At 70.3% G+C, this 26,737-nt stretch carries 22 protein-coding genes; 11 read left to right on the top strand and 11 right to left on the bottom strand.

The window, feature by feature from the left end; genetic code table 11:
* The 4 genes from ABI385_RS05550 to ABI385_RS05565 form a co-directional block, all read left to right on the top strand.
* On the top strand, positions 1-89 hold an 89-nt coding region (locus tag ABI385_RS05550; RefSeq protein ID WP_348102783.1), incomplete at its 5' end, for a hypothetical protein.
* A gap of 186 nt (positions 90-275) precedes the next feature.
* Entirely contained in the window at positions 276-1,562 is a 1,287-nt protein-coding gene (locus ABI385_RS05555) for a MurT ligase domain-containing protein (RefSeq protein ID WP_348102751.1), read from the top strand.
* Positions 1,559-2,290: a cobalamin biosynthesis protein CobB gene (locus ABI385_RS05560; protein WP_348102752.1), complete on the top strand. Its 732-nt coding sequence runs from the start codon at positions 1,559-1,561 to the stop codon at positions 2,288-2,290. Before ABI385_RS05555 ends, ABI385_RS05560 begins: the two co-directional genes overlap by 4 nt.
* Entirely contained in the window at positions 2,287-2,967 is a 681-nt protein-coding gene (locus tag ABI385_RS05565) for a maleylpyruvate isomerase N-terminal domain-containing protein (RefSeq protein ID WP_348102753.1), read from the top strand. The genes ABI385_RS05560 and ABI385_RS05565 overlap by 4 nt, the downstream gene beginning before the upstream one ends.
* A gap of 79 nt (positions 2,968-3,046) precedes the next feature.
* On the opposite strand, the gene ABI385_RS05570 is transcribed toward ABI385_RS05565, so the two are convergent.
* The 3 genes from ABI385_RS05570 to ABI385_RS05580 all read right to left on the bottom strand — a co-directional run bounded on the left by ABI385_RS05570 (position 3,047) and on the right by ABI385_RS05580 (position 6,320).
* Positions 3,047-4,291, bottom strand: a complete 1,245-nt coding sequence (locus ABI385_RS05570) for a PQQ-dependent sugar dehydrogenase (RefSeq protein ID WP_348102754.1) — start codon at positions 4,289-4,291, stop codon at positions 3,047-3,049.
* Between the two features lie 93 nt (positions 4,292-4,384).
* Positions 4,385-5,530 carry a lysylphosphatidylglycerol synthase transmembrane domain-containing protein gene (locus tag ABI385_RS05575; RefSeq protein WP_348102755.1) on the bottom strand — a complete coding sequence of 382 codons (1,146 nt, stop codon included), beginning with the start codon at positions 5,528-5,530 and terminating at the stop codon, positions 4,385-4,387.
* Entirely contained in the window at positions 5,514-6,320 is an 807-nt protein-coding gene (locus tag ABI385_RS05580; protein ID WP_348102756.1) for a PIG-L family deacetylase, read from the bottom strand. Before ABI385_RS05580 ends, ABI385_RS05575 begins: the two co-directional genes overlap by 17 nt.
* Before the next feature lie 36 nt (positions 6,321-6,356).
* Here ABI385_RS05580 and ABI385_RS05585 point away from each other — a divergent pair, with 36 nt between their 5' ends.
* Positions 6,357-7,481: a glycosyltransferase family 4 protein gene (locus tag ABI385_RS05585; RefSeq protein WP_348102757.1), complete on the top strand. Its 1,125-nt coding sequence runs from the start codon at positions 6,357-6,359 to the stop codon at positions 7,479-7,481.
* Positions 7,478-8,209, top strand: a complete 732-nt coding sequence (locus ABI385_RS05590; protein WP_348102758.1) for an NUDIX domain-containing protein — start codon at positions 7,478-7,480, stop codon at positions 8,207-8,209. The genes ABI385_RS05585 and ABI385_RS05590 overlap by 4 nt, the downstream gene beginning before the upstream one ends.
* Positions 8,210-8,235: 26 nt before the next feature.
* Here ABI385_RS05590 and ABI385_RS05595 read toward each other — a convergent pair whose 3' ends face one another.
* Together ABI385_RS05595 and ABI385_RS05600 are read right to left on the bottom strand one after the other, a co-directional pair.
* On the bottom strand, positions 8,236-8,520 hold the full coding sequence (locus tag ABI385_RS05595) for a hypothetical protein (protein ID WP_348102759.1): 285 nt from the start codon (positions 8,518-8,520) through the stop codon (positions 8,236-8,238).
* Positions 8,517-9,779 carry a PspC domain-containing protein gene (locus tag ABI385_RS05600; protein WP_348102760.1) on the bottom strand — a complete coding sequence of 421 codons (1,263 nt, stop codon included), beginning with the start codon at positions 9,777-9,779 and terminating at the stop codon, positions 8,517-8,519. Before ABI385_RS05600 ends, ABI385_RS05595 begins: the two co-directional genes overlap by 4 nt.
* Positions 9,780-9,904: 125 nt before the next feature.
* Between ABI385_RS05600 and ABI385_RS05605 the strand changes: the two genes are divergently transcribed.
* Entirely contained in the window at positions 9,905-11,365 is a 1,461-nt protein-coding gene (locus tag ABI385_RS05605) for a PspC domain-containing protein (protein ID WP_348102761.1), read from the top strand.
* The gene (locus tag ABI385_RS05610; protein WP_348102762.1) at positions 11,362-12,048 is read left to right on the top strand and encodes a response regulator transcription factor; all 687 of its coding nucleotides are present in this window, start codon (positions 11,362-11,364) and stop codon (positions 12,046-12,048) included. Before ABI385_RS05605 ends, ABI385_RS05610 begins: the two co-directional genes overlap by 4 nt.
* Before the next feature lie 49 nt (positions 12,049-12,097).
* Here the strand turns inward: ABI385_RS05610 and ABI385_RS05615 are convergent, their stop codons facing one another.
* Together ABI385_RS05615 and ABI385_RS05620 are read right to left on the bottom strand one after the other, a co-directional pair.
* Entirely contained in the window at positions 12,098-18,313 is a 6,216-nt protein-coding gene (locus tag ABI385_RS05615) for a DUF3320 domain-containing protein (RefSeq protein ID WP_348102763.1), read from the bottom strand.
* A 26-nt stretch (positions 18,314-18,339) separates the two neighbouring features.
* Positions 18,340-19,359: a quinone oxidoreductase gene (locus tag ABI385_RS05620; protein ID WP_348102764.1), complete on the bottom strand. Its 1,020-nt coding sequence runs from the start codon at positions 19,357-19,359 to the stop codon at positions 18,340-18,342.
* A 116-nt stretch (positions 19,360-19,475) separates the two neighbouring features.
* On the opposite strand from ABI385_RS05620, the gene ABI385_RS05625 reads away from it, so the two are divergent.
* A complete protein-coding gene (locus ABI385_RS05625) occupies positions 19,476-20,234 on the top strand; it encodes an SDR family oxidoreductase (RefSeq protein ID WP_348102765.1) in 759 nt (252 codons plus the stop codon).
* An 87-nt stretch (positions 20,235-20,321) separates the two neighbouring features.
* Here the strand turns inward: ABI385_RS05625 and ABI385_RS05630 are convergent, their stop codons facing one another.
* Together ABI385_RS05630 and ABI385_RS05635 are read right to left on the bottom strand one after the other, a co-directional pair.
* Positions 20,322-20,894, bottom strand: coding sequence for a hypothetical protein (locus tag ABI385_RS05630; RefSeq protein WP_348102766.1), 573 nt, complete (start codon positions 20,892-20,894; stop codon positions 20,322-20,324).
* A gap of 85 nt (positions 20,895-20,979) precedes the next feature.
* Positions 20,980-21,147, bottom strand: coding sequence for a hypothetical protein (locus ABI385_RS05635; protein ID WP_348102767.1), 168 nt, complete (start codon positions 21,145-21,147; stop codon positions 20,980-20,982).
* A gap of 197 nt (positions 21,148-21,344) precedes the next feature.
* On the opposite strand from ABI385_RS05635, the gene pcrA reads away from it, so the two are divergent.
* Entirely contained in the window at positions 21,345-23,819 is a 2,475-nt protein-coding gene (gene pcrA, locus ABI385_RS05640; RefSeq protein WP_348102768.1) for a DNA helicase PcrA, read from the top strand.
* A 141-nt stretch (positions 23,820-23,960) separates the two neighbouring features.
* On the opposite strand, the gene ABI385_RS05645 is transcribed toward pcrA, so the two are convergent.
* Together ABI385_RS05645 and ABI385_RS05650 are read right to left on the bottom strand one after the other, a co-directional pair.
* Positions 23,961-25,001: a M23 family metallopeptidase gene (locus ABI385_RS05645; RefSeq protein ID WP_348102769.1), complete on the bottom strand. Its 1,041-nt coding sequence runs from the start codon at positions 24,999-25,001 to the stop codon at positions 23,961-23,963.
* A 53-nt stretch (positions 25,002-25,054) separates the two neighbouring features.
* Entirely contained in the window at positions 25,055-26,179 is a 1,125-nt protein-coding gene (locus ABI385_RS05650; protein WP_348102770.1) for an alpha/beta fold hydrolase, read from the bottom strand.
* Between the two features lie 60 nt (positions 26,180-26,239).
* Between ABI385_RS05650 and ABI385_RS05655 the strand changes: the two genes are divergently transcribed.
* A complete protein-coding gene (locus tag ABI385_RS05655; protein WP_348102771.1) occupies positions 26,240-26,644 on the top strand; it encodes a cobalamin B12-binding domain-containing protein in 405 nt (134 codons plus the stop codon).
* Positions 26,645-26,737: the final 93 nt, after the last annotated feature.

The raw sequence follows: 26,737 nt of genomic DNA on the forward strand, positions 1-26,737 counted from the left end.
CGACGCGCATCACCAACGAGGTGCGCGAGGTCAACCGGGTCACGCTCGACATCACGAGCAAGCCGCCGGGCACGATCGAGTGGGAGTGACCGAGCGGCCGCGATGATCCGCCCGCGTCACTGCGGTCTGACTGACCTGGTCACCATCCGGTCAGCCGCCAACGACGGGGTTCAACGGCTGCGTGCGGCTGACCTGGACGGACCTGCGTCAGCCCGACCGGGATCGCCCCGAGGTACCCGTAGGGTGAACCAGTGTTGAAGACGAGCCGTCATACGATGGCTGTCATCGCGGGCAAGACCGCCCGGCTGGCGACTCGCTTTCGGGGTGGGGGTTCTGCGGCTCCCGGCCTGGTCGTCGAGCGGATCGACCCACAGTTCCTCGCGTACTCGCTCGCGGGCCTGCGCGACGGTGTGGTCGTCGTCACGGGAACCAACGGCAAGACCACGACGACGAAGATGCTGGCGGCCATCCTGCGCGCCCACGGCAAGCGCGTCTTCAGCAACCCGACGGGCAGCAACTTCACCCGCGGCGTCATCTCCGCGATGCTCGGCGACCTGCCCCTCTCCGGGCGGCTTGACGCCGACGTTGCCGTCGTCGAGCTCGACGAGTGGCACGCGCTGCAGTTCGCCAAGGTCGTGCGGCCGACTCATGCGTTGCTCCTCAACGTGGCCCGAGACCAGTTGGACCGGTTCGCCGAGATCGACACCACGGCACGACTGTTGGCCTCGCTGGCGACCCAGGCCACGACCGGCGTCGTCCTCAACCGGGACGACTCGTTCGTCGCCCGGATCCGCGGACAGCTCGACGCGGACGTGGAGGTTGCCTGGTTCGGTGTCGACCCTGAGGTCGTCGACGACCTCCCGCCGCTCCACGAGGCCGACGTTCGCTTCCTGGATCAGATGGAGGTTCCCCCGGCCGGAGAGCGCGACGGGCTGCTCCACCCGATCGACGCCGTGAGCTTCAGGGTCGACCTGGGCTCGCAACGGGTCGGCCCGCTGGAGCTGAGACAGCGCGGGCTTGCCGCCATGATCAACGCGACCGCGGCCACCACGGCCGCACGCCAGGTGCTGGGGGACGCCTTCTCCTGCGACGACGCGGCCCGCGCGCTGCGTGAGGTCACGCCGCCGTTCGGACGCGGTGAGGTGATCAACGCCGACGGGCACCCGCTCGAGCTCGTCCTGGTCAAGAACCCAGCCGGTTTCACCGTGGCTCTCGGGACCTACGGTGGCGAGCCGGTGACCACGATGATCGCGATCAACGACGACTACGCCGATGGCCAGGACGTGTCCTGGCTCTATGACGTGAACTTCGAGTCGTTGCGGCACAAGGGAGTTGCGCTCACCGCAGGTGCGCGCGCCTACGACATGGCGCTGCGTCTCGACTACGACGACGTCGTCGTCGACGCTGTCGAGCCCGATCTGGAGCGGGCCCTGGGGCGCCTGCTTCGCGACTACTCGCAGGAGCCGCGACGGATCTTCTGCACCTACACCGCGATGATGCGGCTGAGACGGATGCTGGCCGCACGCTACGGTCTGGCGAACTTCGGCGAGGAGCAGGGATGACCAGCAAGGGGCTGATCGACCTTGTCCATCTCTACCCGCGCGAGATGTCGATCTACGGCGACCTGGGCAACACCCGGTGCCTGGCCCAGCGAATTCGGCGGCACGGCTACGACGTGCACGTCCACGACCATCATCCCGGGTCCACGCTCCCCGACACTCCGGCCCTGCTGATGGGTGGCGGAGGGCAGGACTCGGGCCAGAGCCGTGTCGAGGACGATCTGGCGATGATCGCCGACCGGTTGCGCGGTCTCGCTGCCGACGGGGTGCCGATGATCATGATCTGCGGGATGTACCAGCTGTTCGGCAACGCCTTCATCACCGTCGACGGCGCCGAGCTCCCCGGCCTGGGCATCCTCGACGTCACCACCCGCGGCAACGAGAAGCGGATGATCGGGGGGGTCGTGCTCGAGACGGAGTTCGGCGAGGTCGTGGGCTTCGAGAACCACTCCGGCTCCACGGTTCTCGCGACCGGACAGGCCCCGTTCGGTCGAGTGCGGTCGGGCAACGGCAACAACGGCAGCGACGGCACCGAGGGCGCCGTCCGGCACCACGTGGTCGGCTCCTACCTGCACGGTCCGATCCTGCCGGTGAACCCGCGCCTCGCAGACCACCTCATTGCGCGGGCCGCCGAGGTCGCGACGGGCCGGGCGTTCGAACCCGGCGACCTCGACGACACGCTTGCCGACCAGGCTCGGGTGCGGCAGGTGCGTCGGCTACTCGCGGCATGACCTCCCCGCAGCGGTATGCCGTGCTGGTGGGCCTGCTCGGCTCCACCTACCGCGCCACCACGGTCGCTGTAGATACCCTCGACGATGCCGACTTCGAGCGACGGACACGGACCGAGGCGTGGACGGTTCGACAGTTGCTTTTCCACCAGCTGCTCGACGCGCAGCGCGCCCTGCTGGTCTTCGCTACACCGGACCCCGGTCCGGCCGACACGCACGCCGTCTCCTACTGGAGCGCGTGGGCACCTGGTGGTCCCGACGCGGACGCCCACGCTCGCTTCGTCCAGAGGGCATCCGACGCCTATGCCGGCCCGCGTGGACTGCGGGCCCAGTGGCGGGACACGAGTGAGGCCGTTCTGAGAACTGCTGCGGCGCATATAGGTTCGGGTTGTCTCGCCACCCAGGGACACGTGCTCGACGTCAGTGCCTTCATGCACACTCTCGCGGTCGAGGGCGCGGTCCACCACCTCGACCTCACCCTCGAGATCCCGTCGCCAGGTCTGCCAGACGCGGCTCTCGATCTCGTGGACGAGGTGCTCACGGGACTGTTGGGCGAGCCGCTGCCCAGCCGGTGGAGTCGCCGTGAGGCCGTACTCAAGGGAACCGGTCGATCACCTCTCGACGATGTCGACCGAGGCGAGCTGGGGCCGTCGGCGGACCGGTTTCCGCTGTTCGGGTGAGCTTCAGGGCCCCGGACGCGTCCGCCATCCGAATGAAGCACCGGGAGGGGGAGCTACTCAAGTGCACGACCTCTCGCGTTCAGGTCACCGTGAGCAGGACCACCTTGTCGTCGCCGCTGCCGGACGACTGACGCCCGTCCCGGTTGCTCGTCGTCACGAGCAGGGTGTGGTCGTCGAGCGCGAGGACGCTGCGCAACCGGCCGAGCTTCTCGTCGAGGAACGACTGCGGCTCGGCAACCAGCGCGGACCCGTGAAGCGGAATACGCCACAAGCGTTCGCCCTTGAGCGCGGCCATCCAGACCGAGCCGCCGGCATACGCGATCCCGCTCGGGGAGTCCTCGTCGGTGCCCCACTGCGCCACGGGGCTCGTGTAGCCGGCGATGCTCGTCGCACCCTGGGTGGCCGGCCAGCCGTAGTCGGCACCTGGCGTGATGAGGTTCAGCTCGTCCGCCGTCTTGTCGCCGAGCTCCGACGCCCACAGCCGCCCGGCGGTGTCCCAGGCAAGTCCCTGGACGTTGCGGTGGCCGTAGGAGTAGACGAGGGTGCCGAACGGGTTGCCCGGTGCGGCTTGACCCACCGTGGTCACCCGCAGGATCTTGCCGCCGAGCGACGCCTTGTCCTGCGCGAGGGCGGGTACGCCGGACTCTCCGGTGGCGACATAAAGGTACCCGTCCGGACCGAACGCCAGGCGACCGCCGTCGTGGTCGACCCCATGGGGAATGCCCTTGACGATGACCTGAGGGGTGCCCAGCTGCCGCCCAGCCGCCTTGGACGGGTCGTAGGGGATCCGCGCCACCCGGTTGTCGGACGTCGTCGAGTAGTAGGTGTAGATGAGTCGGTCCGTCGCGAAGGACGGGGAGACAGCGATGCCCAGCAGACCCCCTTCACCCGACTGGCTCACGTTGGACACGGCTTCGTCGACGGTGCCGAGCAGCGACGAAGCACCGCTGGTGACGTTCAGCTTCGTGATCCGGTAGCTGTCGCGGGCGGAGACGAGCACGTCACCGTCCGGTATGCGGGCCAGTCCCCAGGGCACGTCGATGCCTGTCGCGAGGGTGCGGCCCAGGGTGACAGACCCTGTCGCGGGACCGGTCACGGCGTTGGGCGTGGCGCTGCGGGTCGGGCTGGTGCTTGTGGTAGTCGAGGAGGTGGTAGCCGAGGTGGAGGTCGCCGAGACCGAAGTCGTGGAGCTCGTGGCCGGCGTCGCCGAGGTGGCGGTCGAGGTCTGCTCACTCGGGCCAGACGACGTGCACGCGGAGCAGAAGACGCTCAGGGCCAGCGCGGCGGTCAGTCCGAGCTGGCGACGCGACTGTTTCGTGGGCACCGGGACACGCTATCCAGGCAATCTTTGTGGGGGGTGTGTGAAAGATCGGACCCCCCTGAGGGGGTCGAAAGTCACCCGCATACCCGATCATCGTCAATGAGTGGCTGGCTCTCCGACAGCCGAGTCCAGGGGGCGCTTCTTGGGGCTGAACCACCAGGCGACCCAGCCGAGCAGCCCGAGCGGCACCTCGAGGAAGTGGACGTAGAGCGAGTACAGGACGACGCCGGCTGTCGCCTGCGCCGGGTTGGCACCCCACCCCACCAGCAGCGCCGCGACACCGGTCTCCGAGACCCCGACCCCGCCCGGGGTCACGGTCACGCTCGTCAGCAACCGGCTGAGAGCGAACGCGAAGAACATGTAGGCAAACGGGAACTGCACTCCGACGGTGTTCTGGCAGAACCAGAACAGCAGGTAGTTCATCCCGAAGAACCCCACCAGCCCGAACGTCATCGACAGCCACCCGTGCCGGATGACGGAGATCGTCTGGGTGCGCTGGTCCATGACGTGCCGGCTGAGCGGCGGGTCTGAGCTCCGCACGAACGGCACGAACCGCAGGCTCCGCTCGGCGACCTGCGCGATGGCGAGGCAGGCGCGCGCCGAGACGAGCATCGTGATGAACAGGGCCAGCACCACGGTGCCGCCGACCGCCCCCGCCGCCGCCGCCCGCATGACCGCGGGGGTGAGGTCGGCAGCGAAGACCAGCATGAGCGCGATACCGATGATGGGCAGCAGCAGCCGGGCGAGGACGTTCCAGACCCCGCTGACGATGAGGGACGTCGAGATCGCCCGCCGGGTGAACCCCCAGGAGCGCAGCTGCTTGTATGTCGCCGCCGCGCCGGCCGCGCCGCCGGCCGGCAGCAGGTTGCCGACGGCCGACCCGGAGACGTTGACGACGAACGCCTTGACGTGCGGGATGCCCGGCAGCGACCCGGTGAACGTGAAGGTGTAGAGCCACAGCCCGAGGACCATGAGGACAAACAGGCCGAACGCCGTGGTCCACGGTATGCCGCTGAGCACCGACCAGACGTCGGCCCAGGTCGTGTGGGCGAAGTGCGGGAGCGCCCAGCCCAACAGTGCGACCGCGAGCCCGAGCCCGAGGACCACCTGCAGTATCCGCATCCACGGTACCCGTCGTCGGGACGCCTCGGCGTCGGTGCCGGGAGGCACCCCGGCCAGCAGTTGTGGGCCGGTCGGGGGACCGGTGGGGGTGCTGACCCCGGACTCACTCGAAGACGTCATGGGCCACCCCCTTGCCCGGCGGCCGAGAGGCGTCCACGAACCACTCACGTCCGAAGACGAGGTCGAACAGTGGCCGCGGGATACGCAGGAACGCTGCCAAGGTGCGGTCCGCACCGCCGTCCGCGGTCGCCTGTGAGGCGTGGGCGCGCATCGAGGCCCGCTTGTGCGACGCATACCGGCGTACGCCGATGCGGTGCGTCACCGCCGAGCTGGGGCTGTAGGCGCGTTCGAACGACGCCTCGTCGAAGTCGGGAGGGAAGCGGTAGATCCGCTGGGCGAGATGGATCGCTCGGACCAGCAGGTCACGGGGCACGGTCGCCTGCAGGACCTTCGGCGTGCCGGCCAACTCGGCGGCGCGGGCCCCCACCTGGTGGACCTTGACGTGGTCGCGGTGACCGTAGCCACCGTTCGCGTCGTAGGTCAGCAGCACGTCGGCTGACTCCTCGCGCAGCAGGGCGGCCAGCCGCTGGGCCGCCTCCTCCGGGTCGGCCCGCACGAACCGGACCCGGCCCGGTGGGTCAGGGGGGGTGTCGGGACCGAGGCCGCTGTCGGCATACCCCAGGGTCTCGACGCGGGAGGTGCCGAGTGCCTGGGCGCTGGCCTGGAGCTCGCCCATCCGCCGCTCGCCCAGGTTCTCCGTCAGCTCCGAGGCGGCCAGGCCCAGCCCCCCGTCCGTGGCGACGACGAGAACGACCCGGTGCCCCTCCGCCGCGGCACGCGCCATCGTGCCGGAGGTGAGCAGAGCCTCGTCGTCCGGATGGGCGTGAAACGCCACGAGTGTCTGTCCCATGTGGACGTGATTGTCTCGCATGACATCCTCTGAACCGTGAAGGTCGCGCTCCTGTCGGACTGCTATCTGCCCCGGTTGGGCGGAATCGAGGTCCAGGTCCACGACCTTGCCGCGCACCTCGTGGCCCGCGGTCACCACGTCGAGGTGTTCACTGCGACCCCGGGGACGCACGGGGAACGTCATGGCGCCACCGAGGACGTCGACGGTGTCACTGTGCACCGGATGGCCTTGAGGCTGCCGTGGGACTTGCCCGTCAACCCCCTCGCGCCGCGCTCGATGCGGCCCCATCTCGAGGGTTTCGACGTCGCGCACGTGCACATGGGCGTCGTCAGCCCGTTTGCCGTGGACGCCGCCTTCCTCACGATGCGGATGGGCCTGCCGACCGCGATGACCTGGCACTGCATGCTCGACCGGTTCGCGACGGTCGTCGATGCCCTCGGCGTCGTGCGCCGCTGGGCGGACCGGGGGATGGCGATGTCGGCCGTCTCCGGCGTCGCCGCCCGACCGCTGCGCCACATCGTCGACACGTCGGTGTCCGTGTTACCCAACGGGATCGACGTCGACGCATGGCGTCCTAGAGGTCCCCGGCCGAGCGACGGCGTGGTCCGGTTCGTCACGGCGATGCGGCTGGCGAGCCGCAAGCGCCCAGTTCCGCTCTTGGAGGTCATGCTGCGGGTGCGCGGACGTGTCCCGGTGCAGGTGCCGATCCGCCTGGAGATCCTCGGCGACGGGCCGGACCGCGGCAGTGTCGAACGGTTCGTCGCCGCTCATGGGATGGCCGGGTGGGTGGACCTGCCCGGTCGGGTGACCCGTGAGACGCTCAGGGCGAGGTATGCAGGGGCTGACGTCTACATCTCGCCGGCCCGGCTCGAGTCGTTCGGGATCGCCGCGCTGGAGGCGCGAACGGCTGGTCTGCCGGTGGTGGCCCGGGAGGGGTCGGGGATCGGCGAGTTCGTCCACGACGGGGTCAACGGGTTCCTCGCTGCCGACGACGAGGCAATGGCCGCGGTACTTGTCCGGCTCGCGAGCGACCCACTGCTGCGCGGGGGGATGCGGGCTCACAACCTCGAGCACCGCCCGGCCCAGGACTGGGCGACGGTCGCCGCTCTGGCGGAGGCGGAGTACGCCCGTGCGATCGCCGCGGTGGGCGCACGGCGGTGACCGAGCCCACGGGAGAGATGGTCGTGACGGGGCCGGAGATCTGGGTGGTCGGCATCGAGCCGAGCGGCACGGAAGGTGCCCGGAGGCGCCTCGGCCACGGAGAAGACCCCGTGGCCGTGCTGCGTGCACTCGGTTATGACGGGACCCCGAGAACCGTTGTGGGACACCCCGATCCGCATGTTCTTGAGATCGTGTTCGACGTCGTCGCCAACCGAACACGTACGGTTCCCGGTCTCGAGATGGCCAGGGGCCGCGACCTCGGGCTCTTCGTCGGACCCGACGAGGTGGCGACGGTGCGGCAGCGACCGGCGGCCTACGCCATCGTGCGCAGCGTCCGGGGTCTGCTGTTCACGCAGTTTTCGGCGTTGACGAGCTCCGAGGGGTTCTGGGGTCCTGCCGGCGGCGGCCTCGACCCGGGCGAAATGCCCGAGCCCGCCCTGCACCGCGAGGTCTGGGAGGAGACGGGCCAGCGCGTCGAGCTGTCGGGGCTGGTTCTGGTCACATCCCGGCACTGGGTGGGCCGGGCGCCGGGAGGGCAGCTCGAGGACTTCCATGCGGTGCGGCTCGTCTACACGGCCACCTGTCCGGAGCCGACGGACCCGGTGGTGCACGACGTGGACGGGACGACGTCGGCGGCGGCGTGGGTGGCGCAGGGGGAGCTGGGAAAGCTCCGGCTCACGCCGGGGTGGCGCGAGATGGTGATGCACGTGCTCGGCGAAACCGGCTGACCAGCAGACCTCGTCGGGTGTCTGACTCACCGCCGCCGGCGCCTGAACATCCCCAGCATGCCGAACAGCGCGCAGACCAAACCGATGCTCACCAGCGCTGTGGGGCCGGCCGAGGTGACCGAGCGGATCTGGAACCCTGCGACCTGGTTGGCGAACACCCCGACCCCCACGACAACGGCGACGAGCCCGAACGCGACCTGCCCCCAGTTGGCTCCGGTCGGGGGTGGCAGGTGGGTCACCTCGCGCGTCGGGAACACCGCGTCCTGGGGTCCCGTGTATGTTCCACCGGGGTAGGGATGCTGCTCGGTCATGACGCCTCCTCGACGATTCGTAGCTCCCCGGCACGCAACGCGACGTCCAGGCTGACCTTGGTGACTCCTGTTCCGACGACGATGGAGCGAGCCTGCGCCGGGTTCGCGCCGGCTTCGATGGTCGTCGAGTTGCCGGCCCGGTTGACGCGGACCTGACCCGCATTGACCGCGGCGCTTACGGACGCCGTCATACCCGCAGGCACCGTGACGGTGAGCTGGCCTGCGCCCATGTCGACCTTCACGGTGCTCCCGGGGGCGGCACCGGTCAGGTCGAGCCTCGCGTCGCCGGCAGTGAGGGTGAACCCGCCGGCCGGTTGCGAGGCGGCAGACCAGGTGCGGTCGCCGAAGCCGCCCGCCGGCAGCGCAGGCACGCCGGTTGCTGCCACCGCGACCACAGCCAGGACGGCCACGAGGAACCCGCTGAACCCCGCCCGGCGCCCGACCGCGCCGATGAGGACCAGTGCCACGCCGGCGCCGACCAGCGCGAACGCCGCGCCGATGAGCGGCGGGCTGCCCGGCCAGTCGCGGTTGGTGGCGAGCATGCTGCCCAGCCCGTATGCCGCGACAGCCAGCCCGGCGGTCAGGAGGAGTCCGAGGATCCCGGCCCGAGGCCGCCGGGACTGCACCACCCGGGGTGGGAGCTCCACGACACCGGTACGGCCGGGGCCCATGCCATGGGGCGCCGAGGTGGGGGCTGCCGTGCTCGTCAGGCCCGTCACACCCGTCGTGCTGGTCATGCCCGGCGTGCCAGGCGCGATCGGGCGGGCCGGGGCAGAGCCCCCCACCCGGGCGGCAATCCGGTTCGTGAACGCGGAAGCCTCTTCGCCCATCTGGTGGGAGGACTTGCCGGCCAGCGCCGAGCGGATGACCCACCAGAGGAAGAACCCGAGGGGGACGAGGACCAGCCACAACCACCAGTTGCCGTCCGATCCGCTGACGAGCGAGACCGCGATCGCGACGAGCAGGACTATTCCCCGGCCGTCGCCGTGGATGGCCTTCTGGGCTAGGACCTCGTCCTGGTCGTTGGGCAGCAGCGCCCACCCGACGAGGTAGAGCAGCACTCCGACGCCCCCGAGGATGATGAACAGCAAGAAGGCACCGCGCACGAGGATGGGGTCGACGTTCAGGCGTCGCGCGAGCGCCCCGCACACTCCGCCGACCCATTTGTCGTCGCCGCGTCGCTGCAGGCCGGTCGCTCTCAGCCAGGCGAACAGCCCGTCCAGGCCCTGCCGCGACGTCGGCTTCTCGGTCTCGTCCATGACCCCATGGTCCTGACCGCGGGTAGTCCCGGGCCATGCGGGTCGACCCTGAACGGACCCTGAGTTGACCCCTGAACCGTGGTCAGGCAGTGCCCACAGCCTCGTGGATGGGTCAGGATGGAGTCGTGCCCGACCCCGCGACCCTCGAGACACCCGCTGCGGCGGTGCCTGCTGCTCCCTCTGCGACAGCTGGGTCGAGCGAGCCCGCAGCGGGCGCAGAGATCGCCGGGCCGGCGAGCGTGGGTCCGGACCCACATCCCGAACGACCGAAGCTGTACCGCTCGACCGCGGACCGGTACGTCGCCGGAGTCTGCGGCGGCATCGCCGAGCACCTCGGGGTGAGCTCGGCACTCGTGCGGCTGGTCATGGTCCTCGCCGTTGTCGCCGGGCCGGGCCTGCCGGTCTACGGCTTCTTCTGGGTGATGACCAAGCCCGACACCTCGGCCCCCGACGGACTTGTGGCGTCCGGTCCACGCCGCCGGCTCACCCGCAACCAGGTCCTCGTCGTCGTCGGTGCCGCGATCGTGATCATCGGCCTCGGCTGGGGCGGACCTGCGGGTCAGATCACCAGCCACCTGGGCTTCTTGTTGCCGGTCGTGGCCGTCGCAGTGGGGGCGTTCCTCGCCTGGTCTCAGCTCGACGCCGGCGACCGGGCCCGGTGGTCGCAGCGCACCCGACGAGGACGCATCCTCGCCGTCGCCCGTCCCGCCGTCGGTCTCATGCTCGCCACAGTCGGCGTGGTGGCCCTCGCCACCGCCGGGCAGGGTTTCGACGTCATCCTCACCAGTGCCCTCGCGGCGGTGGCGGTGCTCCTCGGCGCCGCGGTGCTGGCAGCGCCGTGGGTGGTGGGGATGTGGCAAGGCCTACAGGTCGAGCAGACCGAGCGCATCCGGGCGACCGAGCGGGCCGACATCGCCGCCCATCTGCACGACTCGGTCCTGCAGACCCTGGCGCTGATCCAGCGCCGTGCCGACGACCCGGCCGCCGTCACCCGGTTGGCGCGGTCCCAGGAACGTGAGCTGAGGCAGTGGCTGTACGCCGACCAGCACCGCTCGACCGACAGCCTCGCGTCGGCGATCGCGACAGCTGCGCACGAGGTGGAGGACGAGCACGGCGTCCCGATCGAGATCGTCGTGACGGGTGACCGGCCGCTCGACGACGGAGGGCACGCACTCGTCAAAGCCGCCCGCGAGGCGATGCTCAACGCGGTTCGCCACGGACAGCCACCGGTCTCGGCCTACGTCGAGGTCGGCGCGGCGGGCGTGGGGGCGTTCGTGCGGGACCACGGGGTCGGGTTCGACCTGGACGATCTCGACGAGGTCGACGAGGACCGGATGGGAGTACGCCAGTCGATCGTCGGCCGGATGGAGAGGCACGGGGGCAAGGCCCGGATCCGGCGGCTGGAGGCCGGCACCGAGGTCGAGCTGACCCTCCCACCGCTCAACCCAGACCCATCCTCCCAGACAGCCGCTCCACCTGTGGGTTCCGTTACGCAACAACTCGATCCGGACATCAGCGAGACCCAGCCGGAGCGAGTGGAGCAGACGGAGCCCGTGGAAGAGCAGGAACGAGTGGAGCAGACGTGAACGTGGCCAACGGCAGCACCCAGACCCGGTTGGTCCTGGTCGACGACCACAAGATGTTCCGGTCCGGCGTCAAGGCGGAGCTCGACCCGGCCACGACGCAGGTCGTCGGCGAGGCGGCAGACGTCGACACCGCGGTGCGGGTCATCGCCGAGACCCGGCCCGACGTCGTGCTGCTCGACGTGCACCTGCCCGGCGGCAACGGGAACGGCGGGGTCGACGTGATCGGCGGCTGTCGCGGGGCGACGACGGAGGCCGGCCAGCCGGTGCGCTTCCTCGCACTGTCGGTGTCGGACGCGGCGGAAGACGTGATCGCGGTGATCCGGGCCGGCGCGCGCGGGTACGTCACCAAGACGATCAGTGGCAACGACCTGATGACCGCGATCAGGCGGGTCGGGGACGGCGACGCGGTGTTCAGCCCGCGCCTGGCCGGGTTCGTGCTGGACGCGTTCGGGGCTACCGCCGGTGAGATCGCCGAGGTGGACGAGGAGCTGGACCGGCTGTCGGCGCGTGAGCGGGAGGTGATGCGGCTGATCGCCCGCGGGTACCAGTACAAGGAGGTGGCCAAGGAGCTGTTCATCTCGATCAAGACCGTCGAGACGCACGTCTCCTCGGTGCTGCGCAAGCTACAGCTGTCCTCGCGGCACGAGCTCACCGCCTGGGCGATGGGCCGCCACATTCTCTGACGATGCATCCCAGAGACCGCAGCCGCCGGGTCGCCGGCGTGCGGACGGGTCAGCGCGGGCTGATCTGGTCACCATTGACGTCGAGACGTCGCTCACCGCTGGCGACTTCGAGGGCAGCGTCCATCCGGGCCCGCGCGGGGGCGGTGAGGCGCGAGCCACCGAACAGCCGGTAGGTCTCTTTGAACAGCTCCACGGTCGCGATCCCCATCGCCGTGTCGGCGATGACGACCATGGCGTTGGCGATCTCTCGCAGTGCCACGTCCTCCAGCGGACGCTCCTTGACCGGACCGGCGTACCGGCGAAATCCCCTCCACTGCACAGGGTCTCGACTCGGTGGCCAGACGAAGCCATCCTCGGGGTCGCGACGCAGCTCACGGGGGACGATGCCCGTCAGCTGAGCGAACCGATCGTCTGTGACGCGCGTCAGCCCATGAGTGTGAGCGACGATCCTGACCAGGCGAACCGGGCTCAGCGGGCCTTCGGCCTCGACGATGCGGCGCATCACGTCCTGGATCCGGGCGACCCGCTGCGGGCTCGAGAGGTTGTCGAGGTCCCCGCGCGGGAGGTCGTCGGACACGTAGGCGACGAACATCTCGTCCTCCGTGCGCACGGTCACGCCGAGACCTATTGGGTCCGGGGCGGCCGCGGGGGTTGTGGCGGCCGCGGAGGTCGTGGAGGTCGCGGAGGTCGCGGAGGTCGTGGAGGTCGCGGAGGTGTCGGCGTCCTGGATTCCGGGTGACGTGCTGGTCAACGTGCTGGACATGGGCGCCAAGATCAGCGGCGCGCTGGGCGTGACCGTGAGGTGGGCCGCCGCGTGGGCCTGCCGGACGAGGTCGCCGACTACCAGCTCGCGGTCGCGCAGCCAGGCGGGCAGCCAGACGCGGCCCACCTCGGGCCACCCCATCAGCTCGTGCAGGACGGTGACGGGAAGCGCGTCGCGGTCGCTGGTCGTCCGTCGCGCCGCCCAGGCTGGAGAGTCCAGCAGCACGGCGAGCGACGGCGCCTGCCCGGGCAGGCCCACCGCGAGGTCGACCTGGAAGTCCGACAGCCCCACGGCAGCGGACACCTCCAGGCCCTCATCCCGCAGCGCGCCAGCGACGTCGTCACGATGCCGGTCGACCCCGATGCGCGTCGGTGCCACAGCGAGGATGTTGGCCACGCCGTACTTCGCCACCTCGAGATAGCGCCGCAGGTCGCGGATGCCGACCGACGAGGTCTGCTCGACCCGCAGGTCCTCCGGCTCGAACGAGGAGAAGACCATCACCCGGCGTCGCGCCCTGGTCACTGCCACGTTGAGCCGCCGCTCGCCACCGCTGCGGTTGAGCGGGCCGAAGTTCAGTGGAAGCACACCGTCGGCCGCGGCGGAGAAACCGGTCGAGAACAGGATGACGTCACGCTCGTCGCCCTGCACGTTCTCCAGGTTCTTGACGAACAGCCCGTCGGCCTTGGCCGCGAGTGACTCCGCGACGCCCTCGACGCCGCTGTCCCACAGCAGCTTTTCGACCAGACCGCGTTGCTGGATGTTGAAGGTGACCACCCCGATGGAGCGTTCGCCGGCGGCCCACCGGTGCAGCACCTCGGCGACCACGGCGGCGGCCTCGACGGGGTTCGTCCGCAGCCCGGGCCGGTCCGCGGAGCCAGCCGGTGAGGCCGATGTCGGGACTGCGTCCTGCGGGCCCGGCTCTCGCACAGGTCCTGCCCCCATACCCGAGGCCGTGTCCTGAGGCATACCGGCTGATGAGGCGCCGAAGCCCTTGCGATGACTACGGATAAACGTTCCGGCGACCCGCGTGAAGCTGATGCCGGTGTCGTTCGCGGTGTCAGGATGCGCGGGGAAGCTGGACAGCCGGTTCTCGTAGTAGGCGGCGTTGGAGAAGGCGATGAGCGTTTCGTCCTGGCTGCGGTAGTGCCACGAGAGCCACAGCCGGTTGACGCCCGCCTGCACCGCTTCGCCGAGGATGCTCTCCTCGTCGGGGATGACCTGGAACTCTGTCTGGATCTCGTCCACGTCCTCGGTGGACAGCTGCCCGAACTCGGACGGCGGCATCTGCTTCGAGTCCCCGGCAATGACCGCCGCGTCGGCGCGGCCGAGTGCCCCGACGGCGTCAGGCACCGTGATCTGCGACGCCTCGTCGAACACGACGAGGTCGAAGGACATCGCACCGGGTGGGATGAACCGGGCGAGAGAGTCGGGGCTGACCAGGACGCAGGGGGTGATCGCGCCGATGACCTCGCCGTACTGCTCGACCAGCCGACGCACACTCAGGCCGCCCCGGCTCCGCCCGATCTCGCGTTCCAGCTGACCGACCCTGCCGAAGAGGGCACCGGCTTTGAACGGTCGCCGTTCGACGAGTGCCGCGGGCAACGCGGTCGTCAGACCGGTGCGCAACCCTGCAGAGGCCGAGACGAACCTGGTGACCGAACGGTCCTGACGATCGGCATCGAAGGCGCCGAAACCGCTTGCCTCCCAACGCTCTGACGCCGACGCCAGGGACAGCCCTCGGTCGAGCGCGGCCGTTGCATCCTCGGGTGGGATCTCGCCGGTCAGCAGCTGCCAGCGCGCGTCGGCGAGATGCGCGGCGAGAGGAGCAAGCTCCTCGCTGGCTGTGACCCAGCGCCCGAGATCGGTGCCACGCGGTCGGTCGGCGGACCGCGACGGCTGGGTTGCCGCCCAGGTCCGCAGCAGGCCCCTTCCGCGTGAGAACCGCCGGACGTCTTCGTCCCCGCCACCGGTGAGCTCGAACACCGTCTTCAGGGCGGCGCTCACCGCGACGAGCGTCAGCCGGGCGGAGTCCGAGATGCTGCCCTCCGAGGACCGGCTGGTCGAGACGGCCCGGGCGAGCTCCCATGGCAACCGGTCCTGGAGTCGACGGTCGCGCTCGACCGCACCGAGTGCGTCGGTGACCTTGCCCCAGCCCTGCTCGGACAGAACGTTCAGATCGGTAGGCAGGCCGCCGCACCCCGCCAGTGCACGCCAGGACGCGCCCAACGCTCGGGCCTGGTCGACGACGGCAGCGACCTCGTCGACCAGCGTCGGCAGCCCTTTGGCTCCCACCCCGGCGCCGCCCAGTGCATGAACCAGCAGTGGAGCGGCCGCCTCCAGCAGCCGGCGCTTGCGACCGAAGAAGAACGAGCCAGCTGCCTCTCTGACGCGTCGGCGCACCGGTTCGACATCGACCCTCACTACCGAGGGGTCGAACATCCGCAGCACAGCGTCGGAGGAGGCACGCAACGAGTCGGTACGCCGCTGCAGCTCGTCGCGCGCGGCGCCCCAACGCGGCTGCCTGGACTCGTCGAGCAGCTCCGGCGTCGTTGCCGACGGGGACAGCAGCCACCCGGCGAGCTGCAGCTCCTCGACGGTGGCCACCTGCTGCAGCGTTGGTCGCGACAGGGGACCCAGACGCTCGACCGCTTCGAGAGCGGCGGTGACTACCCGGTCCGCATGGTCCACGGCTGGCCAGAGAGTGTCGAGATCGCCCGGTCGTGCGGTCGCGAAACCCCAGGCGGGCGAAGAGGCGGGGACCAGTGCCGCAAGGTTCGGGACCGAGCCGGCGACCGCCCGACGGACCGCCTCGAGGTCGGGGAACGCCGACATCGGCACGGTCAGCGTCGGCCCGGCACCACGGGCCAGCCGCTGCGCGTGGGCGGTGTAGAGCGAGAGTCCCGCGGCGTTGCGGTCGTGCAGCCGCTCGGCATATCCCTCGAGAATCGCGCCGGCGGCGGCGACGTCCTGGGCGGCCATCCGGTAGCCGTCCTCGTCGGGCGAGGCGGTGGCGGTGAGCGCCGCGCGAAGCCGGGCGCGCACCTCGTTGGGCCGGGCGTTCTCGTCGTGCAGGTCCAGCGCGAAGGGCAACAGGCCCACCTCGGAAAGCCGGGTCCTGACGATGTCGAGGGCGGCGCCCTTCTCGGCGACGAACAGCACCCGCCTGCCGTGGGCGAGCTGGTCGGCGATGATCCCCGTGATGGTCTGGGACTTGCCCGTGCCGGGAGGGCCCTCCAGGACGAACGTCTCGCCCGCTCTGGCTGCCGCCACCGCCCCGGCTTGGGCCCCGTCGGTCGGGACCGGGGCGCTGGCGACGACGTCGTCGAGGTCGATGTCACCGAGCTGCGGAGGCTCGCCACGCGAGAAGCTGTCGGACGGGGACAGCGCCAGGTGCCGCACCAGTGGCCGCTCGAGGAACCGCTCCCAGTGCTCGTCGAGGTCGCGCCACAGGAGGTACCCGGTGAACGCGATGATCGCCAGCAGCGCGTCACTCTCGACGCGGAACGGCAGCCCCGAGGCGGCGATCGCCTCGCGCACCCGGGTGACGACGGCGTCGACGTCGACCACCGAGGTCCCCGGAAGGGTCGGCAGCTCGCTCTGGCTGTCGGATCCGGACAGCCCGGGGACCGTGAAGCCGTACTCGAGGCGAAGCTTCTCCAGCAGGCTGTGGTTGATCGTCACCGCCCCCGAGGAGTCGAACTCCACCCGGAACGGCATCACGACGCCCTTGATCTCGACCGGTGCGAGCAGCAGGGGCGCACTCAGCTCCCGGTCGCCGAGGGTCCAGTCGAGCCGTCCGAGCGTGACGAACAGCGGGTTGGCGCCGGTCTCCTGCAAGGTGATCCTCGCCCGGTATCGAAGCCGCTGCATCGCCGCCTGGTGGGCCTCACCCGCCAGGCCGGAGTAGATCGTCGCCTTCCGCTTCAGCATGGCTCGCTGGATGTCGCCCGACAGCGCGTATGCGTCGCGCTGGCCCTCGTGGGCGATTGCCCCGGCCAGGTCGTCGGCTGCCCGGACGGAGATGGTGCGGCCCTCTTGCAGCAGCGTGCCGAGCAGGCCGAGCTGCTCGCCCGGGGTCACCAGCGGCGCCATGGTCAACGGCGGGCCGAGGTTGAGCAGCTTGTTGCGCAACGTGAGGTCGAGCAGCGCGTTCTTCCAGGCCTTGACCCGCGGCGGCGGCGGCGGACGTGCTGGGTCTGGCGGTCCGCCCGGACCGGGTGAGCCCGCCGAGCCGGTCGAACCGGCAGCGGTAGCCGAGGCAGCCGGGCTCGTCCGCGCTCCCGGGGTGACCGGGTCCTGCCGAGGCCCAGCCGGCTGGTACTCGACGAGCTCCACGACCCCGTCGGCGCGCACGCGCCGGGCGGGCATCGGCAGGATCCGCATCAGGCGCGCCATCTCGATGTCGACGACGCCCAGCAGCTCGTCGCTGCCACGCAGGAAGTAGGTGTCTCGCGGAGACTGCGTTGCGCCACGAAACAGGTCGCGGGACGGTCGGTGCTGCCGTGTTGCCAGTTGTCTCGTCAGCTGTGTCGCCAGCACCGTCTCGAGCACGCCCATTCGGCGCAGGTCCACGGCGTTGGCGGCGCTGGCAACCTGCACGGTCGCGGCCTCGCTGAGGCCGAGGTCGTCGAACCGCCAGTACCCGAGGAACGCGTGGCCCCGGGCGAGCCAGATCACCGGGGCGATGCGCACGTGCTCGAGGCACGACGCGAGCGCCAGGGTCGTGTCGAGGCACGTCCCCAGGTGGCCGGTGAACACATCGCCGGGGGAGCGGACCTTCTGGCCGAGGCCCCAGCTGGGCGGAGGTTCGGCGTAGTGGACCGTGAGCTCGAGCACTGCGTCGAAGACGGCCTCCACGATCGCGTCACGCCGCTCGGGTAACACCTCCGTGGTCCTGAGCGAGCTGTTGCCGGTGTTCTCGCCCAGGATGGCCGCCGCCCGCGTGACGACGATGGCGACCTGCGGGTGGTTCGGCTGCACGAACGCGGCAAGCAGCTCGAGCGAGAGCACCGGGACCGCGGGGTCGAACGTCCACTGCCGGGTCGCCAGGACCCGGACCGGGGTACGCGTCGTCGTCGACGCACGGTCAGCGTCCGTTCCCAGCCTGTCAACCGCGCCGTCCACCCCACCGGTCACTGCGCCGGACACCGACCACGACACCGACCACGACACCGTGACGACGACCTCCGCCGTCGTCTCCTCGTCCAGCGTGGACAGCGCACTCGGGTCGAGGCGGATGCCGGGGCGCTCGAGGACGAGTGGCACGTCGCCGCGCACCGAGTCCAGGTGCTGGCGCCACGGGCGGCTGAGCACGAGCCCGTGCGCGTCCACCACCTGAGCGGTCACGTCGACGCCCTCCAAGGCGTCCACCCAGGTCGGGGCAGTCACGACGACCCGCTGGAGAAACCCGATCCCGCAGTGTGCGAGCGCGTAGTCGACGACCGGGGTCGTGAGCACCTCGACGGCGACGGTTCCGCTCACCGCCACACCCCGTTGCTCCATGCGCGGCAGCCTACGAGCCGGGTCCGTCAGGGGATGAGCAGCAGCTTTCCGGTGGACCGGCGCCCGGCGAGCGCGTCGTATGCCGCCCCGGCCTCGGCGAGCGGGTACCGGCCGCCGATCGAGATGCTCAGCTCGCCGGAGGCGACGGCGCCGAGGATCTCCGAGGTGCGCCACTCGAGCTCCTCGCGCGTCGCGATGTAGTGCGCCATCGTCGGGCGGGTGAGATAGAGCGAGCCGCCGGAGTTCAGCCGCTGGATGTCGAACGGCGGCACCTGCCCGCTGGCCCCGCCGAACAGCACGAGCGTCCCCCGCCGTCGCAACGAGGCGAGCGACGCGTCGAAGGTGTCCTTGCCCACTCCGTCGTAGACGACGTGCACCCCCTCACCTCCGGTCAGCTCGCGAACCCGTTCGGCCAGCTCGCCCATATCGTCGAGCGCCGAGTAGTCGATCACATGGTCCGCGCCCAACCGGGTCCCGATCGCCACCTTCTGCGGCGACCCCGCGGTCCCGATCACGGTCGCCCCCTTCGCGTGGACGAGCTGGACCAGGAGCTGGCCGACCCCGCCTGCCACGGCGTGGGCCAGGACCGTGTCGCCGGGCTGGACGGCATACGTGGAGTTGACGAGGTAATGGGCGGTGATGCCCTGCAGCATGCAGGCAGCGGCGACGTCGAGGTCCACGCCGTCCGGGACGGCAACGGCGTTGGCAGCCGGCAGCGTGACGTAAGCGGCACCGCTTCCCGGGCCCCCGGCCCAGGCGACCCGGTCGCCCACCGCGAACTCGACCGAGCCCCCAGCCGAGTCCCCGACTGACTCGACCACTCCGGACCCCTCGGCGCCCAGGACGAACGGTGTGGGCACGGGGTAGACACCCTCGCGCTGGTAGATCTCGATGAAGTTGACCCCGACCGCTGCCACCTCGACGCGGATCTGGCCCGGCCCCGGGGCGGCCACCTCTCGGTCCTCGATCGTCAGGACGGCACTGGGACCGTGCCGAGGCACGACGAGGGAGGGGCTGATCAAGGTTGCGGACGTTGCCGGGGTCATGCGCACCAGCCTAGGAGCGCTTTCGCCATCGCCTCATCGCGCTCACTGAACCGCAGTGAGCTGAAGAAGATCAGGCGCTCACCTGCCCAGTCGATCCGGCCCGCTAGGTTGAGCGAATGTCGCGCGCGATCCTGGTCACCGGATCAAGCCGTGGAATCGGTGCCGCCACCGCCAAGGCCCTCGCAGCTTCTGGTCACCGTGTCGCAGTGCACGCCGGCCGTGACGTCGAGTCCGCCGAGAGGGTCCGGAGTGAGCTACTCGGCGACGGGCACGTCGTGGTTGCCGGCGATCTCGCTGACAGCGAGGCGTGTCGACGGGTTGTCGGCGAGGCGATCGACGGGCTCGGGGATCTCGATGTCCTCGTCAACAATGCAGGGATCTTCGTCGAGCAGCGCATTCTCGGCACGAGCTACTCCGAATGGTCACGTATCTGGCGCGAGACCCTTGATCTGAACCTCTGCGGCCCGGCGAACTTGTGTTGGGTGATGGCGGACCATCTGATGTCCCGGCAGGGTGGCCCCAAGGGTGGCCGACTGATCTCGGTCGGCTCGCGAGGCGCCTATCGCGGTGAGCCGCTCGCGCCTGCATACGGAGCGAGCAAGGCCGGTCTCCATGCGTTGACTCAGTCGTTGGCGGTCGCGCTCGCCCCGCATGGGATCGTGGCGGCGGCCGTCGCACCCGGTTTCGCCGACACCGAAATGGCTACGCGGGTACTCGATGGTCCCGACGGGTCAGCTGTCCGTGAGCAGAGCCCTTTTGGTCGCGTTGCCTCGCCCGAGGAGGTCGCAGCCACGGTTGTCTGGCTGGCGACGCAGGCGCCGGAATGGGTTAGCGGCACCGTCATCGACCTCAACGGGGCTTCTTACCTGCGTTGACCCACGGTCCACGCTGCCGAGGCGTAGCCGGCACCGGGGCAGCTCTGGCACCGACGAGGACAGCCGCAGCCGGTGGGCCGCTCGAAGTCAGGGGACGATCGTGATGGTGTCCCCGGGCCGCATCAGCCGCAGCATGGTCACCATCTCGGTGCTCGACACCGCGACGCAGCCGGCCGTGGCCCCGCTACCGCGCACGTGCGGAAGATTCCCGCGCCGCGGTGAGGGACCCGCGAGTCGGGCGCGCGGTTGAAGTTGACGACGATGACGTAGGCGTACTGCCCGGGTAGTGGGAGACGCTCCGAACCGTTCGGGTCCGACAACGGCAAGGTCGCGTCGAAACCGCCCTGAGAGGCGTTGCGGTAGGAGTCGTAGAACGCCGAGCTGTTGTCCGACCCAGAAGTCCCCAGCGGCGACCCGCCGGGAGGGGAGCGCCGACCCCGGGCTGGCGTTGACGCCGAACGCCTCCGTCATCGTGTACGTCCCGGTCGGTGTCGTACCGATGCCCTGCTGACGGCCGGCCCCATTGGCGATCCCGCCGTACCCGACCCGGCCGCCGCCGTACGTGACGAACCCGCAGGGCGAGCTGGTGCGGATCGCGAAGGTCATGGTCGCCGTCGTCCCGCCGTTCCCGTTGACCACGGTGACCGACCGCTGCCTCACCCCGACAGGGACCGTCAGCCCGGGGCAGGAGGCGTGGGCGGCGGGATGAGCCTGGGCGCCGGTTTCGGGTTGGGCTTAGGCAGGCTTAGGCACGGGTTTCGGCGTCGCTGTGGAGATGACCTTCGGCGTGGGCCGGGACGTAGCCGACGGCCAGCTCCAGCCCTGGGCGGTTCGCGTCGACGGACCCGCAGCCGGCAAGACAGGCGAGCGTCAGGGCCAACCCGGCCGACGCGCACGTGGTGCGTCGGGTCACGGCGCTCTTCTTCCTGAGCCGACCCGAACCGTCCGATATGTCCGGCCTGGCTAGTCTGCCGCCTACCACGAAGCCGCGTGCACCCACCACGCCCAGCGGGCGGTTGCTGCTGGGTCGTCGATTCGCTGCCGGCAGCTCCGCAGGTCCCGCGCTGTGGCCGGGTCGTGTCCGCGCTGCGACGTAGGCTGGAGCCCGACATGAGCACCCTCTTCGACGACCTGGACCTGCCCACCCCGCCACCGGATCGCACCTCGTTCCAGGTCGACGAACGGGGGGTCCCGCTCTGGGCGAGCGACGGCGCCGAAGGTGGTGACCCGGACGCTGAGCGGGCTGGAGCGCGCCGCCAGCCGGCGGACTCGGACGGGCGGCTGCACGACCCGGAGGAGCTGCTGGCCGGCCTCAACCCGGAGCAGCGGGAGGCGGTGGTCCACCACGGGCCGCCGCTGCTGATCGTGGCCGGTGCCGGGTCCGGCAAGACCCGCGTGCTCACCCACCGCATCGCCCACCTGCTCGCGGCTCGCAACGTGCAGCCCGGGCAGATCCTCGCCATCACCTTCACCAACAAGGCGGCCGGGGAGATGAAGGGACGGGTCGCCGACCTCGTCGGTCCCCGCGCCAAGGCCATGTGGGTGATGACGTTCCACTCGGCCTGCGTGCGCATCCTGCGCCGCGAGGCAAGCCGGCTCGGGCTGAAGTCCACCTTCTCGATCTACGACGCCGCCGACAGCCAGCGCCTGATGACCCTCGTGCTGCGCGACCTCGACCTCGACCCGAAGCGCTACCAGCCGCGGGCGTTCTCCCACGCCGTCAGCAACCTCAAGAACGACCTCGTCGACGAGGAGGCATATGCCTCGCGGGTCGGCTCCGAGGACTCCGGCACGAGCACCCACCACGAGCGGATGGTGGCGCAGGCCTACACGTCTTACCAGCGCCGGCTACGGCAGGCCAACGCGATGGACTTCGACGACCTGATCATGACGACGGTGCATCTGCTGCAAGTGTTCCCGGACGCTGCCGAGCACTACCGGCGGCGGTTCCGGCACATCCTCGTCGACGAGTACCAGGACACCAACGTCGCGCAGTACCAGCTGGTCAAGGAGCTGGTCGGCCCGGCGCTCACCGCCGATGCGCCGGCGCACGCCGTTCCCCCAGGAGAGCTGTGCGTCGTCGGCGACGCCGACCAGTCGATCTATGCATTCCGCGGCGCGACGATCCGCAACATCGTCGAGTTCGAGCAGGACTACCCCCAGGCGCGGACCATCCTGCTGGAGCAGAACTACAGGTCGACGCAGACCATCCTGCGCGCCGCCAACGCGGTCATCGCGCGCAACGAGAAGCGGCGCGCCAAGAACCTGTGGACCGACTCCGGCGACGGCGTCCAGATCGTCGGGTACGTCGCCGACAGCGAGCATGACGAGGCGGCGTTCGTTGCCAAACAGATCGACCACCTGCAGGACACCGAGGGGGTGCGGCCCAAGGAGGTCGCGATCTTCTACCGGACCAATGCGCAGTCCCGGGCGTTCGAGGAGGTCCTGGTCCGGGTCGGCATGCCCTACAAGGTCGTCGGGGGGACGCGCTTCTACGAACGTAAGGAGATCAAGGACGCACTGGCATACCTGCGCGTCGTCTCCAACCCGGCCGACACCGTCAACCTGCGCCGGATCATCAACGTGCCCAAGCGCGGCATCGGCGAGCGGGCCGAGGCGTGCGTCGCGCAGCTGGCCGACCGCGAGCGCATCCCGTTCGTGGCGGCGCTTGGCCGCGCAGCCGATGCCCCCGGCATTGCGACTCGTTCGGTCGCGGCGATCACCGTCTTCACCGACCTGCTCGAGTCGCTGCGTCTCGTGTGGGAGAGCGGCGCCGGCGTTGCTGGCCTGCTCGAGGCCACCGTCGAGCAGAGCGGCTACCTGCGCGAGCTGCGCTCCAGCACCGACCCCCAGGACGAGACGCGCGTCGAGAACCTCGCCGAGCTCGTCGAGGTGGCAAGGGAGTTCGACGAGACCCGCGCCGAGACCGGCGAGGTGATCAGCCTCGAGGACTTCCTCGAGCAGGTCTCGCTCGTCGCGGACGCCGACCAGATCCCCGACAATGACACAGGGGGGCCGGGAGCCGACGACGGTGTCGTCACCCTGATGACGCTGCACACCGCGAAGGGGCTGGAGTTCCCCGTCGTCTTCCTCAGCGGCATGGAGGATGGGACGTTCCCGCACATGCGCGCGCTCAGCGACCCGCTCGAGCTCGAGGAGGAGCGCCGACTGGCCTATGTCGGCATCACCCGCGCCCGCGAGCGGCTCTATCTCTCGCGCGCCGCCGTGCGCTCGGCATGGGGCGCGCCGCAGTACCACCCCGCCTCCCGGTTCCTCGACGAGATCCCCGGCGAGCTCGTGCGGTGGGAACGGCTCGAGTCCGCGATCGACGCCGCCCGCAGCGGTCGGCGGATGGGCGGCTCGGCAATGGAGTCGCTGGCAGCGCGCCGCGACCTGGCCCGGGCGTCCTCCCAGCCCACGATCGTCGTCGTCCCGGGCGACCGGGTCACCCACGACAAGTTCGGGCTCGGAACCGTGCTCCGGGTTGAGGGTGAGGGTGACAAGTCGATGGCCCACGTCGACTTCGGCGAGGTCGAGGGCGTCAAGCGGCTGCTGCTGCGCTACGCGCCGGTCACCAAGCTCTGATGTCGACGTCTGTTATCACCTAGAGCCTTGAGTGACAATATGGGTCGATGGCTCCGGAGACGATGACCTCGAGGTCCCGGACCTGTTGGTACGACTGGGGTCTGACCTGCCAAGGACGAAAGTCATCGGCGCGGTTGCCTTTCAGGGCATGTTGCCCATCTTCGACAGCCAGGGCAGCGGCGGGACTGCCGCCCCGTCGTTCGGGTGGATCTCGACGTGCAGGTGCGGGCCGGTCGAGTGGCCGGTGCTGCCCGAGAGCGACACGGTCTCGCCGACGCTGACCTTGTCACCCTGTGCGACGAGGAGCTTGCTGTTGTGCGCATACCAGGAGACGGTGCCGTCCCAGTACTGGATCTCCAGCTTGTTGCCGTAGCCGCCCGACCAGGTGGCGAAGATCACCGTGCCGCTCGACATGGCCTTGACGGGGGTGCCGACCGGGATCGCGAAGTCCTGCCCGGGGTGCAGCGAGCCCCACCGCATACCGAACCCGCTCGAGAGGGCGTAGCTGGCGTTGATCGGGGGGACCCAGCTGTGCGCAGTGGCCGCCACGGCGGCGGAGGTCGCCTGGGCCTGGACTGCCGCAGCGGAGTCGGCCTGAGCCTTGGCGGCCTGGTCGGTCTGCGCCTGCTGCGCTGCTGCCGAGTCGGCGGCAGCCTGGTCGTCGGCAGCCTGAGCGGCCGAGTCGGTCTGGGCCAGATCGGCGCGGCTGACGGGCGCACCACTCTCGGCAGGGAAGACGTCCGTGCCACCAGCCGGGGTCGCTGCGGCAACCGAGGCCGTCGCCGAGGAGGACGTCGCCGACATGGACGTCCGCGAGTCGCTGCGCGCTGCCCGGTCGCCGAGCTCACGCTGGATGATGTCGTGAGTCACAGTCGTCAACGGGGTCGCTCCGCTGAGAGGCGTGGCGCTCGCGAGCGACTGCGCGTCCGACGCGCCGTGCGCGGTACCGAGATGGGCACCTGTCGCAGTCAGGGCGAGCGTCGCTGCGGCGGCCGTCGGCAGGAGGTAGCCCGAGCCGGCGAACCGGCTGCGTCCGGACCGACCCGTGCCGGTGGTCGCGTGACGGGGTTCTGGAGCGCGGTGGCGTCCTGCCGGGGCGCGGTGGCGCCCACAGTAGATGGCGTCAGACAAGAGGGAGGGTTCCTTGATCGTCCGTGGGGGTCGGGCGAAGGCGTACTTCATGCCGATAGGGGGTTGGCGGGTGACCCTACCGTGATCAATTTGTTATGGACAAATCAACCATCTGCGACGGATGCCCTCGACAGCGTCTTCGGCAGGGGCCGCCGACCAGCCAACGGGGCGACTCCCGGGGTGACCGTGCTCCCGTCCGCGTCGAGGTGGGCGAGGGCGGTCGAGATGCCGTGCACGACCGAGCTCATGATGGGCAGACTCATGTGACCGACCGCATGCATCTCGACATTGGTGACATTGAGATCGGGGTGCTCGAGGGCGGCCGTGCGCTGCGGGAACATCAGCTGGTCCAGGTCCGACCAGTAGCACAGGAAGCGGGTCCGGCAGGCCGTGACGGGCTGCTGGAGCTCCTGCATCAGCGGGCTTCCCGGTCGCAGCTGGCGGGTGAGCTGGCTATGCCAGGCGTATGCCGTGTAGGTCCCCTGGTGCGGTGAGCCCAGCGTCACGAGCGTGTGGACCCGTTCGTCGCCACCGAGCCGAGTGACGTAGTAGCGCGCGATGAGCCCACCCATGCTGTGGCCGATGACGTGGATGCGCTCGTAGCCGGTCTCCGCCACGAGCGCCTCGACCTCCTCGGCGAGCTTCGCGGCAGCCGCCCGCACGTCCCCGGTGAGGATCGAGTAGTTCATCGACGTGACGCGCCCGAAGCCGCGGCGGCGCAGGCCCAGGCGTAGCAGGGTGAAGATCGACCGGTTGTCGGCCATGCCGTGCACGAGCAGGATCGGGGTGCCGGCCGCCTCCACATCGTGGATCGCCAGGCCGCGCTGGACCGGAGCGAGGTCCTCGATCCGGTAACCCTGCGAGACTTCGCGCGTTCGCACCGCGCCGAACCCCTTCAGCCCGATCGGGTAGATCGCCAGGTGAGCACCCAGCCAGGCAACCTCGACGGCGGCACCTGCGACCCCGGTGGGGGTGGCGAGCGCTCGGGCGGCGTCCCCGACCACGTCGACCGTGGCGTCGGCGGCCCGCAGGACGGTGTCGATCGTGGACCGCCCCGCGTCCGAGAGCGCGCCGAGCGCTCCCGTGACGGCGCCCGCGGAGCGGCGCAGACCAGCGGTGCCGCGCTGCACGGCCCGCGTGCAGGCCGTTCCCGCACCCGTGCTCGCGCGGCCCGAGAGACCCGCAGAGCACCGGACCGGGGCGAACGGCGTACCGGGCAGCATCGACATGGTCTGGCGACCCTAACCGGCAGACCCAGGTTTCGTTGGGCTTCGCTACGCTTCAGCGTTATGAGCGAGTCACCGATCCGGGTCGTCGTGGCCAAACCGGGACTCGACGGGCACGACCGCGGCGCGAAGGTCGTCGCCAGGGCGCTGCGGGACGCCGGGATGGAGGTCGTCTACACCGGTCTGCATCAGACCCCCGAGCAGATCGTCGAGGCCGCCATCCAGGAGGACGCCGACGTGGTGGGGCTCTCTGTCCTCTCCGGCGCCCACATGACGCTGTTTGCCAAGGTGGTGCAGCTGCTCGAGGAGCGCGACGCGGGGGACATCATCGTGTTCGGGGGCGGCATCATTCCCGAGGACGACATCCCCGAGCTGAAGAAGCTCGGGGTCGCGACCGTCTTCACCCCCGGCGCGACGACGACCGAGATCGTCGCCTGGGTCCGCGAGCACGTGGACCCCGACCGCTGACTGTCCACTCCTCGGACAGCCCATGCGCAGGTTCGCCATCCGCCGTTGAAGGAATGCCATAGCCGGACGCTGCCGCGCCGGGGCGCGCCACCA

The organism is Lapillicoccus sp. (genome assembly GCF_039935575.1).
Lineage (GTDB): Bacteria > Actinomycetota > Actinomycetes > Actinomycetales > Dermatophilaceae > Lapillicoccus.

Coding starts and splice junctions, on each gene's coding strand:
- ABI385_RS05555 (WP_348102751.1), top strand. CDS start 276: ATGGCTGTCATCGCGGGCAAGACCGCCCGGCTGGCGACTCGCTTTCGG.
- ABI385_RS05560 (WP_348102752.1), top strand. CDS start 1,559: ATGACCAGCAAGGGGCTGATCGACCTTGTCCATCTCTACCCGCGCGAG.
- ABI385_RS05565 (WP_348102753.1), top strand. CDS start 2,287: ATGACCTCCCCGCAGCGGTATGCCGTGCTGGTGGGCCTGCTCGGCTCC.
- ABI385_RS05575 (WP_348102755.1), bottom strand. CDS start 5,530: ATGACGTCTTCGAGTGAGTCCGGGGTCAGCACCCCCACCGGTCCCCCG.
- ABI385_RS05580 (WP_348102756.1), bottom strand. CDS start 6,320: ATGGGACAGACACTCGTGGCGTTTCACGCCCATCCGGACGACGAGGCT.
- ABI385_RS05595 (WP_348102759.1), bottom strand. CDS start 8,520: ATGACCGAGCAGCATCCCTACCCCGGTGGAACATACACGGGACCCCAG.
- ABI385_RS05600 (WP_348102760.1), bottom strand. CDS start 9,779: ATGGACGAGACCGAGAAGCCGACGTCGCGGCAGGGCCTGGACGGGCTG.
- ABI385_RS05615 (WP_348102763.1), bottom strand. CDS start 18,313: ATGGAGCAACGGGGTGTGGCGGTGAGCGGAACCGTCGCCGTCGAGGTG.
- ABI385_RS05620 (WP_348102764.1), bottom strand. CDS start 19,359: ATGACCCCGGCAACGTCCGCAACCTTGATCAGCCCCTCCCTCGTCGTG.
- ABI385_RS05625 (WP_348102765.1), top strand. CDS start 19,476: ATGTCGCGCGCGATCCTGGTCACCGGATCAAGCCGTGGAATCGGTGCC.
- pcrA (WP_348102768.1), top strand. CDS start 21,345: ATGAGCACCCTCTTCGACGACCTGGACCTGCCCACCCCGCCACCGGAT.
- ABI385_RS05645 (WP_348102769.1), bottom strand. CDS start 25,001: ATGAAGTACGCCTTCGCCCGACCCCCACGGACGATCAAGGAACCCTCC.
- ABI385_RS05650 (WP_348102770.1), bottom strand. CDS start 26,179: ATGTCGATGCTGCCCGGTACGCCGTTCGCCCCGGTCCGGTGCTCTGCG.
- ABI385_RS05655 (WP_348102771.1), top strand. CDS start 26,240: ATGAGCGAGTCACCGATCCGGGTCGTCGTGGCCAAACCGGGACTCGAC.